The sequence below is a fragment of the Ammoniphilus sp. CFH 90114 genome (assembly GCF_004123195.1).
GTDB lineage: Bacteria > Bacillota > Bacilli > Aneurinibacillales > RAOX-1 > YIM-78166.
The window spans coordinates 374,090-388,462 of record NZ_SDLI01000004.1; the positions used below are offsets into that span (position 1 = coordinate 374,090).

The window sequence follows — 14,373 nt, forward strand, 5'->3', positions numbered from 1 at the left end:
TTATTTTTACGCTTCATTTACTAATGATTCTAATTCATCCAATAGTCGCCTGAATACGTCAAGTGCGCTTTGAATAGGTTCAGGAGTAGTCATATCCACTCCTGCAGATTTAAGCAGTTCTAGTGGATAGTTTGATCCCCCACTCTTCAAGAAATTGAGGTATCGTTCAACCGCTGGTTCCCCCTCTTGCAGGATCTGTTGGGACAAAGCTGTAGCAGCCGAGAATCCCGTGGCATATTTATAAACATAAAAAGCGTTATAGAAATGAGGAATTCTAGACCACTCCATCTCAATGTCTTGATCGATATGGACCTGTTCCCCATAGTAGTCTTTATTTAATTGGTAATACATTGAACTCAGTGTTTCCGGTGTTAGCGCCTCTCCTTTTTCCACCTTTTCATGGGTCATCTTCTCAAACTCTGCAAACATGGTCTGACGGAAGACCGTACCTCTAAACTGTTCTAAGTAATGGTTGAGGAGGAACATCTTTTCCTTCTTATCTGTGGTGTTCTTAAGCATCCAATCCATCAGTAAGGACTCATTGACAGTCGAAGCTACTTCTGCAACGAAAATCGTATATTGAGCATAAAGGTAAGGTTGCTCCTTATCCGAATAATAACTGTGCAGCGCATGCCCCATCTCATGTGCCAAGGTAAACATATTATCCACGGTGTCCTGATAATTCAACAAGACATATGGATGTGTACCGTAAGCCCCCCAAGAATAGGCGCCGCTCGTCTTTCCTTCATTTTCGTAGACATCGATCCAGCGATGATCCCGTGCTTCTCTGAGTAATGAGGCGTACTCCTCACCTAACGGAGCCAGCCCCTTCATCATGGTTTCGTAGGCTTGCTTATACCCCATTTTCATTTCTACTTCTTTCACCATAGGAACATAGATATCGTACATATGCAATTCGTCAAGCTCAAGCATCTTTTTACGTAGATCGACATAACGGTAGAAAACAGGCAAGTTGCTGCGCACAGTCTGAATTAAATTATCGTACACTTCGACAGGGATATTATCATCATCTAAGGATGACTTAAGGGCGGATTCATACTTTCTTACGCGGGAATAGAAAACATCCTTTTTCACACTAGAGTTTAAGGTGGCCGCGAAGGTGTTCTTGTTTTTCCGGTAAGTATCATACATCGCTTTGAAGGCTTCTTCTCTCACTCGACGGTCAGGCGATTCCATGAACTGAATATAACGACCATGAGTCAGTTCAACCTCATCTCCATCTTCATCCTTAATCTTTGGAAACTTGAGATCTGCGTTATTCAACATTCTAAATATATTTCCAGGTGCGCCGGCCAATTCCCCCGCTTGAGCTAACAGTTCTTCCTGTTCAGCAGACAAGACATGCGACTTCTGACGGAGCAATTCTTTAAGATAGAAATCGTATAAAGCCAACTCTTTTTCTTCCTTAAGGAAGCCTATCAAGTGCTCTTCTGGAATGGATAAGATCTCAGGGACAATAAAAGAACTCGCGCTGCCCACTTGAACACTTAGACTCGAAGCACGATCGGTTAACGCCTGATACTTCCCATTCGTATTGTTCTCATCTCGACGCATACGGGCGTAAACGAATAACCGCTCCATCAAGAGGCTGATCTCACTCTTGAGCTTCAGGCATTGTAATAGTTCTTGGGGTGACTCCCCTAACTTTCCTTTATATTTCGCGAGTCCAGGAAGCTGCTCCTTCACTTGGGAGAACTCTGCTTCCCATTCCCCATCATTTTGATAAATATCTTCCAAAATCCACTTAAAAGAAGAATCAATCTCTTCTCGTACCGGTAATTTTCTCTTTGGAACTTGTTCCATTGTTAGACCTCCTTCAAGGATTATGGTTGATTGATATTAACAGGTAAAGCTTACCATAGTATTTCCGTGCGTGCGATAATTTTTAACCATTTTGGTAATAATAACCTTATTCTTCTAGGAAACTGAAATGGGGGAAGTCCATGCCATACATTCTGAGTACAGGAACAGCACAACCTCCTTATACCTTTCAACAAGCTGATGTAAAACCATTTGTTCGCGACATGTTTTCCGACGTTTTTGCCGATATTGATCGACTGTTGACCATCTTTGAGAATACCGGGATTGATACACGACATTTCTGTGTACCTATCGACTGGTTTAAAGAAGGTCATCAGTTCAAAGAGAAAAACGAGTTGTACATTGAAAATGCTACGGCTTTAGGTGGACAAGCCTTGAGCAATGCATTGAAAAATGCCGGTTTAGATATGAAAGATATCCATCATCTTGTCTTTGTTTCCACTACAGGAGTCGCTACACCCAGTATCGATGCCCTCCTCTTCAACCAACTTGGAGCAAGCCCGCATACGAAACGAACCCCCATCTGGGGATTAGGCTGTGCAGGAGGGGCTGTTGGTCTTTCCCGCACCTTTGATTATGCTTTAGGACACCCAGAAGAGATTGTTGCCTTAGTTGCTGTAGAGTTATGCGGCCTTACCTTTCAGCGTAATGATATTACCAAGAGCAATCTGGTTGCCACCTCTCTGTTTGCAGATGGTGCTGCGGCTGTCATCGTGGGAGGAGATCAATACCGGTCTGAAGGTCGGTTGCAAATTCGAACCACAAGGAGCATGCTATGGCCGGATACACTCGATGTGATGGGTTGGGACATCTCTTCTTCAGGCTTTCATGTCATATTTAGCCGTGATATCCCGACCATTGTAAAAGAAAAGACAGTTCCGGACCTGTTGGACTTCCTTCAGGAGAATAAAGTACAAGAACCACAGCACTACATCTTTCACCCAGGCGGGAGAAAAGTTCTTGAAGCATATCGCGAAGCCTTGGAGTTGCCCGATGGGAAGCTCCGTGTGGCGGAGCAAGTTCTTCGTCAGAATGGTAACATGTCTTCCTGTACCGTTCTGCATGTATTGAACCAATTTTTTACAGAGAAAATCATCTCCCCAGGAGAGGTCGGCTTAGTTTCTGCGTTAGGACCCGGTTTTAGTGCAGAAATGCTATTACTGGAGGGAATATAACGTGAGTACATTTTTTGTCATTCTTTTCTCCTTATTAATTACCCAACGGCTGGGAGAGCTATGGTTAGCCAAGAGGAATGCCCGGTGGATGCTCGCAAGAGGAGGCTACGAGGTTGGCCGTGAGCATTACAAATATATTGTGATGATCCATGTTGGATTTCTAACAAGCCTATTAATAGAAGGCGGGGTACTTGAGGCGACCCCTCCAGGCTGGTGGATACTTCCGTTTGCTCTATTCATGGGAACCCAAGTCTTACGATACTGGTGCATTCGATCTCTTGGTCCCTATTGGAATACACGGATCTACATCCTTCCGGAAAGCGAGTTGGTAAAGAAAGGACCTTATCGCTGGTTAAAGCATCCTAACTATTGGATCGTAATGACGGAGTTCATTGCCATCCCTGTACTATTCGGGGCTTATTATACGGCCTTTTTATGGACACTGGTTAATTTCACCTTCTTGAAGATGGTTCGCATACCTGTTGAGGAAAGAGCGTTGGGAATGAATAAGGAGTAAGGGTACGGTAGGGCCACAGGTTCGGCATTGTTCGCTTATTTGTGGCTCCTCACCGTTTTACAACTCCAACCGCTTCATCTTCTCTTTAATATAATCTGCCGTCCTTAAAGCGATAGCCATCACTGTATTCGTTGGATTGCCAGCACCTGATGTGACAAATACACTCGCATCACAGATGAATAAATTATCGATATCGTGGGACTGACCATAGGAATTCACCACAGACTGGAACGGGTCGTCGCCCATTCTACATCCCCCCATTAAATGAGCTGTATCTGGTACAACAAACTCGACTTTACCGCCTGCAGCTTGGATAATATCCCCCATCTTCCCGACGGCATGAGAGATGAGACTTTGATCATTTTCTCCATAACTGAAGGTAACCTTGGCTCGGGGAACACCGTATTCATCTTTCTCATCCGCTAGTGTAATCGTATTATTCTCATTAGGAAGTACTTCACCGACCAAGGTAATTCGACCGTAATAATTGTAATCAAGCACCTTCTCCCTTAGTTTCTCCCCCCAGAGCAACCCTTCAGAAGACTTTGAAATGCCATTCACAAACTCTACTGGTCTAGCACCATGAGCATGAAGGGTGTATCCCCTTACAAATGAATGGTTCTCATTGGTTCGGTAAAAGGCTTGTGTGGTCGCAAGGACTGGGGTCCCCTTGTAAAGTCGAATTTCATGGTCAAATTTTCCATACACATCATGGCTGCTATGGGTCATGAAGGCCTTCCCTACCCACCCGCTGCTATTAGCTAGTCCATCTGGGAAGCTTGAATTGGCGGAATGGAGCAATAAACGAGGGGTCTCCACCACATAAGCCGATAAAATGACAAGTTTGGCTTTTTGGGAGTATGTCGTACCCTCGTGCACAAACTCAACACCCTGAGCCCGGCCATCTTTTCCCATGAGTACTTGTGTGACTGTACAATCTGCTAGGATCTCTGCCCCAGCTTGAATGGCTTTCGGAATATGAACGATAAGCGTACTGAATTTCGCATCAGGCATACACCCTTGATTACAGAAGCCTCTATTAATACAAGGCGGACGTCCTTCAAAAGGAGCCGAGAGGATGGCAAGTGGGGGGACCACGCTCTCAATTCCTAGCTTATCGCATCCGTTCATAAACATATAAGCATTCGGACTCAACGGTTCCCGTTCCGGATAGGGATAGGGCCCGTGGTAGTTCCCCCATGGGAAATGCTTGGGACCAGAAACCGCAATCTCCTTTTCAATTCGATCATAATAAGGAGCAAGATCTTCATAGGAGATAGGCCAATCTTCGGCCACGCCGTCCCAGCTTCTCGCTTTAAAATCCACATCATGAAAGCGTAGAAAGACACCCGTAAAATGTACCGTTCCTCCCCCAACTCCTCGACCACTGTTGTTGTGTCCCATTGTCAAGGGATCCTGTCCATCTACGATCCTTGTTTCTTGCCATCCTAAGTTTTTCATCGCGAGCTCATCACTAGCAAAGTCCTTTTGTGGATCACGCTTTGGACCGGCATCGAAAACAACGACCTTTAACCCAGCTTCGCTTAGTTCTTTCGCTAGAACACCACCTGCAGCTCCAGCCCCTACGATTACGACATCTACTTCGTCGTTTTCGTACCTTCGTTTCATCATTTTGGTTGCGCCTCCCAGGGATCCAACTGACCAAGCTGTGTTCTGACATATCCCCTTGGGTATGCCGGGCCGCCGTACCCCATTTCGGACCACACCTGCGGATGAGAATAATAGGCTTCTATCGTCCAGCTTAATAGCTTCTTAAACCATTCCACTTGAGGCAGTCCCCTCCATTCGGGGACGTCAGGGGCTTGGGCTCTGCTTACTAAATCTAATATATATCCTTGTTTCTTATGATCCAATTGTATAAAAGACAACAGATAAACTTTTCGGCAAGACTCATTTAAAGCTCGCAGACCCTCCCTAATCAGGATCTGAGCCTTGGGTACTCCTATTTTTCTTTGTCCTTCTCCTGGAGAATGATGAAGCGATTCGTCTATGTGCCGAACAACGAAAGAGATGAGCTCTTCCCTCGTGTCTCCAGCTAGATGAGCACATATGGCATGAACCATTTCAACCTCCTCTAAGATGAGGAATTGATAATCCCAGCTTCTGACCCACCTGGATTGAACGATGGATCTTGTATGATCATCCCAATGATCTTTCTCTTGCATCACATCATAAGTGGGGTAGTGCGTTTCCTTCTCCATCCGGCTACCTCCAATACATAACAATAAGCCCTAGACCACTTAGCGCCGTAAACATGAGCGGAAGAATGATGGGCGGACCAATCAAAAAATTACGCAGGGCCCAACCTCCCACCCGAATGCCAACACCCCGAAAGTGATAATAGAAACCAATAAGCCCATCAATTAACCCTAGCCACATTAACCAGAAAAAAAGGGTTGAAACCCACCCTACATTGTAAAAAGTGAACACGCTCCCAACAATAAAAAATAATGGAGCAAACAAAACGGGGATCCACATGGCCTTATGATGAAAGTTCTGCCGGTAATGAAACAAAGTAACTTGTATTCCTATCATAAGGAACGCTAAACTGACAAATAATATCCCTACTCTCTCCAATGGCCAACCGTTCCAATACATCTTCTAACCTCCTTACTTAAGTCACCGGAAAAGTCAAGGCACCAAAAGGCATGATAGCAAGTGACCCGTATTGACTGAACTGATTGACACAAGCTTGCAAATCCTCCACCGGTTTAAAACCGATAAGCTCAGCCGTACTCTCCGGAATTTCAGAGTATAAATAAACCTCATGCTGCTTTAGCACTTCATCTATGTGGGAAACCTTGTGAGCCCCTAAGACGAATTGCTCCTTCATCATTTCTGCAATTCGACTTGAGTCTTGAACCGTTTCCACCCAGTATTGAAAAAGACCATTCCCAAACATTTCTTTGCATTCAGCAACCAGAAGAATTCTCCCCCCAGGCTTTACAACTTTAGATGCATTTTGAAGTGTCTTAACTGCTTGATAAAGCTGCATATCCTTGGGGTGTCCGCCTGTAGATACAATGACGGCATCGTATTTTTTTTGGATCGGAACCAGAAAGATTTGTTTTGCCTTTTCCACAAGGGTTCGATGCGCTTTTAGAACATCACCTCCCACTGCATGAAGAATTTCACGACGGTGGTTCACGATCGTATTCAATAGAAACTGAACGGGCAAAAACTTTAACGTTTCTTCCATATCTTTTCGAATCGGGTTCTCAGGGTTCCCTGGCTGCGACTTCCACTTTATCGAGAAGGAGTGATTGTGCTGAATACTGCGTTGGGAAGAAACACCAGGCATGAGTGCTTTGACTCCCCCTGATAAGCCGGCCAACCCATGAGGCTCCATATTTCCCGTAGCAATTCTAAGCTCAGCCTCCACGACCGGTCTAAAGATCTCCACAGGCGTACCAAGTGCAGTTGTTCCTAAATGGACACAGTCCTCAGGCAATGCAGAATGATTGATCACCTCTATAGACTGATAGATCTCCTCCCCGACTAATTGTTTTAATTCCCTCTCTGTTTGCTTACGATGCATCCCTAAGGCAACTACAATACGAATCTGCGCATTCGATAGCCCACCTTCTCTTAACGCTTCGAGTAGAGAGGGAAGAAATTTATAGCTTGGGGATAATCGACTGGCATCGCTAATGAGAATGACGGCACTCTGTTTCCCCTTTGCTAGTTCTCTCAAAAGAGGACTCTCTATAGGATTCTCTAAGGCTTGACGGATCCAATCCATCTCCTCGCCACGCGACTCGCTGTCATAATTAATTTCATGGGCATCCGTTCCTTCAGGTAGTGAAAATTGAATCGAACCCTTGCCGTAACCAATTGTATAATTCATGGGCATCTCCACTTTTTTAGTAACCATTTTTTCCACACTGAACTCAAAGTAAACACTTAACTATCATCCGTTCAATGATGTGAAAAAAGACGGAAAGCATGATAAACTATACATAGAAAAAAATATATGTATAGGAGAATCCATATGATTAGAGGCATGTCTTATCCAAAGGGAATCTTCTATATGGATAAGGATCATATCGCTCATGCGATGATAGATCAGAATGGGGATATACAGACGAAAGTGTTGCCTTTCGATTTTCCAGGGCTTGTCTTCTTTATCAAACGAACCTTGTTTACAATTCCACTATATTTCTTAATTGGTATGATCGGTCTGTTCTTATGGATTGCGTTACAACCGGGTTATCCATTGTTCTGGATTCCGCTTGCAGCATTCGGTTATCATTTTATTTTTCCGTATACACTAAAGCAGTACCATGGTGCTGAACACAAAGTATTTAGTCACCAAGGACTCAAGACGTATCGCTCCCTTAATGAAATTCGCAGGTGCAACATCGTCAATCGTCATTGCTCTACCAATGGGGTTGTTATTTTTTATCTCCTGTTTCTTCTAGGGTTCTATCCCTTAGGCGGTAATGGGGCAGCTCTTCTTGGCTTAGCAGGAGTTTGGTTGATCCCGAGATGGCTCATACCTTTAGATACAAAGGTCTTTTTCCCTATCTCGGCCTTTCTTCAGAGGACGGTTACAACGATCGAACCAAACGAAGCTCAATTAAAAGTTGCCCTGCTCTCGTATATAAGTCTGATTAGAAAAGAACCCGTGAGTGAATCTATACTGCTAGAGGAAATTCGGCAGGAAGAAGAAAGGAAAAAGGAACAGCTCTTAAAAGAAGAACGAGAGCGGGTTATTCGGGAAACAGAGTGGGTTGAAATCTAAAAATTGCAAAGAAGGGTCTACAATTGCATGTAGACCCTTCGGCTCATTTACTATTCTTTGAAGTCCTTTAATCTTTTCGTAATTCTCTCAAACCAATCTCGATCGTTCACATTCAGCGCCAAGTCTGCTAGTTGGAATAGATGGGCTTTTTGCAGAGCTCTTTGTTCTTTATGGGACAAATACTTTACGAGATCATAATGGTACATTTCACACTTATAGCCATTGTTAAATTGCAGGAGGTACTTATTGGTGAATTCGTCAAACATGAGGATTTCTGCCACTTCGTCAAAGAAATGATTGTTAGGATTTATGACCCTGACCATGTCTCCCTTCTTGAAACGAACCTTCGTCTTCATAATCCTCTCACCCTCTAATTGAATTTCCTCATAGCTCCTAAGGTTTTGGTCTTATATACTATGCAAGAAACCCTTGGTCTAATTCGCCCTTTTTTCCTTTTTTCAGCCTATTAGGACACTAGAGCATCTTGAAGTGAAATCTGATAGAATAAATATTTGGGGTATGCTATATGGATAAGAACGAGAAGAAGAAGGAGGTATCTTATTCCAATGGGTAATTGGTTTTGGATCATTTTAGGATTGTTGCTCCTTGCCGTCAACACCTTCCCTCCTTACCGACGTTGGGTAATAGAAAGATTAAGGAAAAAGGGATTTAAGGAGCCGGAACAACTAGCTGCGAAACGTTGGAAAACGTTAAATATTCTTGCAGCTGTCTACATTCTCGTAGGATTTGCCTTATGGTACAGCGAGTTGTAAAGGAAACTACCGTGGGAATAGAAAGAGGATTTCAATATGATATACAACTACAATAATGAGGAGAAAAAGAAGCAACAGCAAACACTCATTTCTCGCCGGATTCAGTTACTTTTTACGATTGTATTTATTTTCTTTGCTGCCTTGATTTTTCGCTTGTCTATCGTACAGATTGCCAAAGGGGAAGAGTATCTAAAAATCGCCACAGAAAAATCCATTCAGACCATCCCAATTGCCGCTCCCCGAGGAAAAATTCTCGATAAGAACGGTGAAATCCTTGTAGACAACAAGGTTTCCTACACGGCCGTGTTTCGGGAAGAAGACTGGATGACGAAGGATTACATTCTCTATTTAGCGAATCAGGTTTCCCCTGTCTTGCAATTGCCTGTAGACGAAGTCTTGAAAAAGATGGATACGGGATATAATGCAGAGGGAGAACGTGTCATAAGAAAAGACCCAAAATTCCTTGAAAAAGACCTTAAATTTGACTTGAAGGATTACGAAATCTCCATTCTTTCTGAACAACGGACCGTTCTAAAAGGGATTGATGTCGTCGTCAAGCCCGTCCGTTTCTATCGAGAAGGCGAGAATCGCATTGCCGTTCAGACCATTGGTTTCGTTCGTCCCTATGCTGTGGCGGAAACGGCTAGAGCTACTGAAAACTACTATAAACAGAGAAAAGAAACTTATCTCCCGAATCAGTATGTTGGTATGGACGGTGTTGAATTTAGTTACGAGGACATTCTAGCTGGACAGAATGGGGCAAAGAAACTGCTCGTCAATGCTCGCGGCACTCTCTTAGAAGAGGTTTCCGTTACCAAGCCAACACCAGGAAACAACCTATATTTGACCTTTGATGAACGAGTACAGAAGGAAGCTCAACAGTTCGTGGCTAATTATATCAAAGAATTACGACAAAGACCCAATGCTCATACGGATACAAGACAAGTAAAAAATGCCTATGCTGTAGCCATTGAAACGGAAACAGGAAAAATTGCAGCCATCGTCAGTCATCCGGATTACGATCCGAATGTCTGGATTCGTGGAGTCGATCAGGAGGTGTATAACGATATTCAATTCTCTATCAATAATGGAACGATTCGTTCTGCTCCTTACGATGCCAGACCTAAACCATTAAAGGAATCTGAACGTCATCCAAGCTCCATGGTTCCCATGGGGTCAACCGTGAAGCCTTTGACCGTTCTAATGGGGCTAAATGAAAAAATTATTTCTCCTTATGATCGCTGGCGAGATCCTGTTGTGTACCGTTATGGTCGAGGAACAGACTCCATCACGAACGCTAACAGGCGTGACCTTGGATGGCTCACCCCGCAGATCTCTCTCCAGAAGTCATCGAACACCTACATGGCAAGGATTGCGGAGAACTTAGTTAGCAAGGGCAACTCAGTACAGACCTTCCAACGTTACCACCACCACTTTGGAATGGGGATTCAAACAGGAGTTAAATTACCCTTCGAGAGTAAAGGGCTAGAAGACTATGTGGATACAAGTAAACGAATTAGTGCTCTAGCGGGACTTGTTCAAGCCTCCTTCGGGCAACAAGAACGATATACCACCATGCAAATGGCGCAATATACGGCTACACTCGCAAATAAAGGGAAGCGGCTTCGACCACAGATTGTAGACCGAATTGAGAGTAAAGACGAAATCAAAGTAGTTGAGCCTGAGGTACTCAGTGAAATCGAAATTCCAGACTTGTACTGGAAAGTCGTCATTGACGGTATGAAAATGGTAACCCGACCGGGTGGTACAGCGGTAGTACCTTTCCAAGGATTCCCCTATTCAGTGGCCTCGAAGACGGGGACATCAGAGCAAGACATGTATGTAGAATACGAAGATGGTAAATGGAAAAAGGATCGACGAGTAGAGAATGCAACTTTCATTGCCTTCGCCCCAGCGGAGAAACCAAAGCTGGCCATCGCTGTTGTGGTACCCGAAGGTGGGAGAGGAACAAATTCTGCATCCTATATTGCCCGCGGGCTGTTTGATATTTATGATAAGTATATAGGATTAGGCGACCAACCAAGGATGCCTCCAGGTCCTGTAGAGATTGAACCCACTACACCAGCCCAATAATTGCTTGGGGAGAGATCTCACTGTCAGGGAAAACTAATTGCAACTTTTATTTCAGGAAGGACGTCGACACTCATGGCAAAGCACGAAATTTTTAAACAAGATAAGTGGAATATGATTGTAGCCGAAACGAAAGGAACCAAGATCGAGGTAAGAGAAATTACTACGGAATGGGGAGAAGATAAACATATCTTCCACAGTCGCCCTGAATTAATGAATTGGGTGGAGCATCACTTTACACCAGACCGTTTTGAAGGACGCGAGGAAGAGTACGAGGAAATCATCGAAAACTTTAAGAAGATCTAATAGGGATGGCGGCGGTAGGCGCCATCTCATAAGCGGAGAAATTCCGGCTATTTTCCCTAATGCATCAAAAAAGGCGAAAATAACCGGAGTTTTTTCCGTTATTTGGTCAAAAATAGGTATTCTGTTCGGATTTATTATTCATAAGAGAAAATATTCCCGTTATTCTAAGCTGGAACAAATCATTTTCGAACATAAAGGAAATTTCTCCGGTTAATTTAAGCCAAGAAAATCGACAACCTCCGATTTCCTTGGCCTATCTTCTTATAAAGCATCGATAAATTCTTCCAGCGTTTGTGTGTCCGTATGATCCGATTCATTTTCATCGCTTAGGTTTGGTTCATTCTCCAATGGCTCATCAAAAGGCCTTTCTAAAATGGGATTTGTTTTTAAATCTGATTCAGGAATTGCCTTTGGGGTAGGCATGACTTTGGGTTTTAACTTCTTCATTTTCTTTTCTATGGTCACTTTCGGATTCATTCTAATGCTTTTTGGTTCTAGTAGGCGTTGTTGCACTTTTGATCTATTTATTCTAGGTCGTTCTATCTTCATAGGTTCTATTTTCGGTTTAACAACTTTAGGTTTTTCTAATTTTGGTTTTTCTAATTTTGGTTTTTCTATTTTTGGTTTTTCAAGTTTTGGTCTCTCTACTTTGGCTTTTTTAAATTTTGGCCCCTCTATCTCTATTTTTGCCTTTTCTAATTTTTGCTTTACTATTTTTTTTACAGGGCTCTGGATTGTGACTTTCTGTGTTGGAGATGGCATCTTTCTTATAGAATCCTTCTTAACCATAATCTTTGTCGATAATTTTTGAGGGGCTGGGATAGTTTTTTTGCTATGAGGTGACATAGTTGCCCCTACTCTATCTTTCGCTACCGGAACCTTGTTACCAAACTTCTTCTTCAGAGGGGAAGACTGCAAATCTACTTGGGTTGTAACCATATGAAATGAGTCGTTGAACGAAGACATGTACTCGAGTGTTAATTCTTTTTGCTTTGGAGTAGTATGAGGTAGAAACAGAGCTACTCTCATACGAAGGCTACTGAGATCGTGAATAATCTTGGATATCCTGCCCTTGATGGATAATCGATAAACTTGTTGTCGCTTTACTCTACGTTTCCGAACTAAAACCGCTCTATTGAGCAATATCCCTTTCGACCCAACTTTCGCATGGACAAATGGACCTGCTGCAGGATCACCTGACTTCTGCCTCATCCAATCCATAAGGAGATGAAAGTTTCGGAGCCTTCGAGAAAGCCTCCTCTTATCCTCTAATGGAATGGATGATAAGGCCTCATTCATTTTACTCATTTTGATTAGTTGATAACCTACCGTGTCTATCGCTTTTTGAAATTTAGAACCCTCACTGGACAACTTCCCTGGCTGATTCACTTTATTATCCTCTCCCAACTTAGATTGCACAGTTGCTATATCCTATTGGTTGGATAAAAGGACGGTAACGGCGTATGTACATAGGGGAATGAACATGGTTTTCTATCACTATAGTAGAGATTAACCAAAATAAAAGGATCAGCCAAAAAAATCATGGCCGATCCTTCATTCGTTTTTTCCCTTCTCGACACAGGTCTGTAAGAGGACAAATTTCGCATGAGGGAGACTGGGCTTTACAATGATAGCGACCAAAGAAGATAAGGCGATGATGAGTTTGGGTCCACTCTTCCTTAGGGATCTTTTTCATTAGGGTCTTCTCAACCTCCAAAACGCTATCCTTCCACCTGCAAACCCCTAATCGTTTACTTACCCGCTCTACATGAGTATCTACCGCAATGGCAGGAACACCGAAGGCATTGGAAACAACGACATTAGCGGTCTTTCTTCCCACTCCCGCAAGCTTCGTCAGTTGCTCATGCTCACGCGGGATTTCTCCTTGATGTTCATCTATTAAAACCTTACACAGCTTTTGAATATTTTTGGCCTTACTGCGAAAGAGACCAATCTGTTTGATATCCTGCTCTAGTTCCTCTAGCGGAACAGACAGATAATCCCAGGGAGTCTTGTATTTTTGGAACAATTTTTCCGTCACCTGATTGACCTTCTTATCTGTACATTGAGCACTAAGCAGCACTGCAATCGTTAATTCAAAGGCATTCTCATGGTTGAGCTCGCAATGGGCATCCGGGTACATATCCTTAAGTGTGTCTAATATTCTCAGCATATTTTTCTTATTCATTATGAAATCACCCCCCTAATGATACTAGAAAACTTAGCTCAACGCCAAGCGCTAACTTTTCCAGAAACACAAAAGAACCGTAGAGTCTTGGGACTCTACGGTGTAACTTCCGGATTATAAGGCAACAAGGGTTTGGATTGGTCCTGCCCCTTCTGGAACATGCGGATCAAGTCATCCCACTGCTCAAACGTATTATCATTTCTTACATTGTGCTTTTTACGGATAATAACCGAAATTTCCTCATCGCAAAACCCTTCTTCTTGGGAACCTCGGACACAAATAAAGAAGTGGTTTGTACGTTCATTTCGAATCTGTTTTAAGTGAGCATAGATCTCCTGAACATCTAAAAACTCACCAAGTAAACATTCAAAAGTCGACTCCACTACGATTTCATCTAAATCACCTTCTTCAAGATAGGCAGAGACATTCATCTCAATGTCACTAGCGGCCACGTATATCGGTTGTGTTATCGTCATCGACAGGCGCTCTTCCGTTTTCAAGTGAATGATGGGTTCCTCTTGGAGCAAAATGTAACCCCTAGTCTTCACATAATCGTTAACGTCCTGAACAAACCGTAAAGCAGCACTTGTTAACTGATGCATTTGCTTCATGTTTTTCATACGATGTAATTTCCCCTCCCGATTTATTCCTTATCATCCCATTTCTATTTTTGGAGTGTCGAATCCTTTGACGAAACAGCACTTGTTTCTTCTACT

At 43.2% G+C, this 14,373-nt stretch carries 15 protein-coding genes; 6 read left to right on the forward strand and 9 right to left on the reverse strand.

Translation table 11 applies throughout. The features are described 5' to 3' along the window. Positions 1-6 precede the first annotated feature (6 nt). Positions 7-1,824, reverse strand: a complete 1,818-nt coding sequence (gene pepF, locus EIZ39_RS12100) for an oligoendopeptidase F (protein WP_129200217.1) — start codon at positions 1,822-1,824, stop codon at positions 7-9. A gap of 140 nt (positions 1,825-1,964) precedes the next feature. Between pepF and EIZ39_RS12105 the strand changes: the two genes are divergently transcribed. Continuing rightward, on the forward strand, positions 1,965-3,017 hold the full coding sequence (locus EIZ39_RS12105; protein WP_129200218.1) for a type III polyketide synthase: 1,053 nt from the start codon (positions 1,965-1,967) through the stop codon (positions 3,015-3,017). A gap of 1 nt (position 3,018) precedes the next feature. Continuing rightward, positions 3,019-3,534 (forward strand): isoprenylcysteine carboxyl methyltransferase family protein, encoded by a 516-nt coding sequence (locus EIZ39_RS12110; RefSeq protein WP_240675785.1) that lies wholly within the window; start codon positions 3,019-3,021, stop codon positions 3,532-3,534. A 57-nt stretch (positions 3,535-3,591) separates the two neighbouring features. Here EIZ39_RS12110 and EIZ39_RS12115 read toward each other — a convergent pair whose 3' ends face one another. The 4 genes from EIZ39_RS12115 to EIZ39_RS12130 are packed head-to-tail and all read right to left on the reverse strand — an operon-like array spanning position 3,592 to position 7,402. After that, positions 3,592-5,166 carry a GMC family oxidoreductase gene (locus EIZ39_RS12115; protein ID WP_205668545.1) on the reverse strand — a complete coding sequence of 525 codons (1,575 nt, stop codon included), beginning with the start codon at positions 5,164-5,166 and terminating at the stop codon, positions 3,592-3,594. Next, positions 5,163-5,756, reverse strand: coding sequence for a gluconate 2-dehydrogenase subunit 3 family protein (locus tag EIZ39_RS12120; protein ID WP_129200219.1), 594 nt, complete (start codon positions 5,754-5,756; stop codon positions 5,163-5,165). The genes EIZ39_RS12115 and EIZ39_RS12120 overlap by 4 nt, the downstream gene beginning before the upstream one ends. A 4-nt stretch (positions 5,757-5,760) precedes the next feature. Further along, the gene (locus tag EIZ39_RS12125; protein ID WP_129200220.1) at positions 5,761-6,153 is read right to left on the reverse strand and encodes a hypothetical protein; all 393 of its coding nucleotides are present in this window, start codon (positions 6,151-6,153) and stop codon (positions 5,761-5,763) included. Positions 6,154-6,169: 16 nt separating this feature from the next. Then, positions 6,170-7,402, reverse strand: a complete 1,233-nt coding sequence (locus EIZ39_RS12130) for a nickel-dependent lactate racemase family protein (protein WP_129200221.1) — start codon at positions 7,400-7,402, stop codon at positions 6,170-6,172. 144 nt (positions 7,403-7,546) lie between these two features. Here EIZ39_RS12130 and EIZ39_RS12135 point away from each other — a divergent pair, with 144 nt between their 5' ends. Then, a complete protein-coding gene (locus EIZ39_RS12135) occupies positions 7,547-8,299 on the forward strand; it encodes a DUF1385 domain-containing protein (RefSeq protein WP_164985059.1) in 753 nt (250 codons plus the stop codon). Between the two features lie 50 nt (positions 8,300-8,349). Here EIZ39_RS12135 and EIZ39_RS12140 read toward each other — a convergent pair whose 3' ends face one another. After that, on the reverse strand, positions 8,350-8,655 hold the full coding sequence (locus EIZ39_RS12140; protein ID WP_129200223.1) for a hypothetical protein: 306 nt from the start codon (positions 8,653-8,655) through the stop codon (positions 8,350-8,352). Positions 8,656-8,865: 210 nt separating this feature from the next. On the opposite strand from EIZ39_RS12140, the gene EIZ39_RS12145 reads away from it, so the two are divergent. The 3 genes from EIZ39_RS12145 (at position 8,866) to EIZ39_RS12155 (ending at position 11,469) form a co-directional block, all read left to right on the forward strand. Continuing rightward, entirely contained in the window at positions 8,866-9,072 is a 207-nt protein-coding gene (locus EIZ39_RS12145) for a hypothetical protein (RefSeq protein WP_129200224.1), read from the forward strand. A gap of 36 nt (positions 9,073-9,108) precedes the next feature. Then, positions 9,109-11,166, forward strand: coding sequence for a peptidoglycan D,D-transpeptidase FtsI family protein (locus EIZ39_RS12150; protein ID WP_129200225.1), 2,058 nt, complete (start codon positions 9,109-9,111; stop codon positions 11,164-11,166). A 72-nt stretch (positions 11,167-11,238) separates the two neighbouring features. Beyond that, positions 11,239-11,469 carry a hypothetical protein gene (locus EIZ39_RS12155; RefSeq protein ID WP_129200226.1) on the forward strand — a complete coding sequence of 77 codons (231 nt, stop codon included), beginning with the start codon at positions 11,239-11,241 and terminating at the stop codon, positions 11,467-11,469. A gap of 261 nt (positions 11,470-11,730) precedes the next feature. Here EIZ39_RS12155 and EIZ39_RS12160 read toward each other — a convergent pair whose 3' ends face one another. From EIZ39_RS12160 to EIZ39_RS12170, 3 genes are all read right to left on the reverse strand, one after another. Continuing rightward, complete coding sequence (locus EIZ39_RS12160; RefSeq protein WP_129200227.1) at positions 11,731-12,858, reverse strand: hypothetical protein; 1,128 nt, start codon at positions 12,856-12,858, stop codon at positions 11,731-11,733. 151 nt (positions 12,859-13,009) lie between these two features. Then, positions 13,010-13,657 (reverse strand): endonuclease III, encoded by a 648-nt coding sequence (gene nth / locus EIZ39_RS12165; RefSeq protein ID WP_129200228.1) that lies wholly within the window; start codon positions 13,655-13,657, stop codon positions 13,010-13,012. 95 nt (positions 13,658-13,752) lie between these two features. Further along, positions 13,753-14,277, reverse strand: coding sequence for a hypothetical protein (locus tag EIZ39_RS12170; RefSeq protein WP_164985061.1), 525 nt, complete (start codon positions 14,275-14,277; stop codon positions 13,753-13,755). Positions 14,278-14,373: the final 96 nt, after the last annotated feature.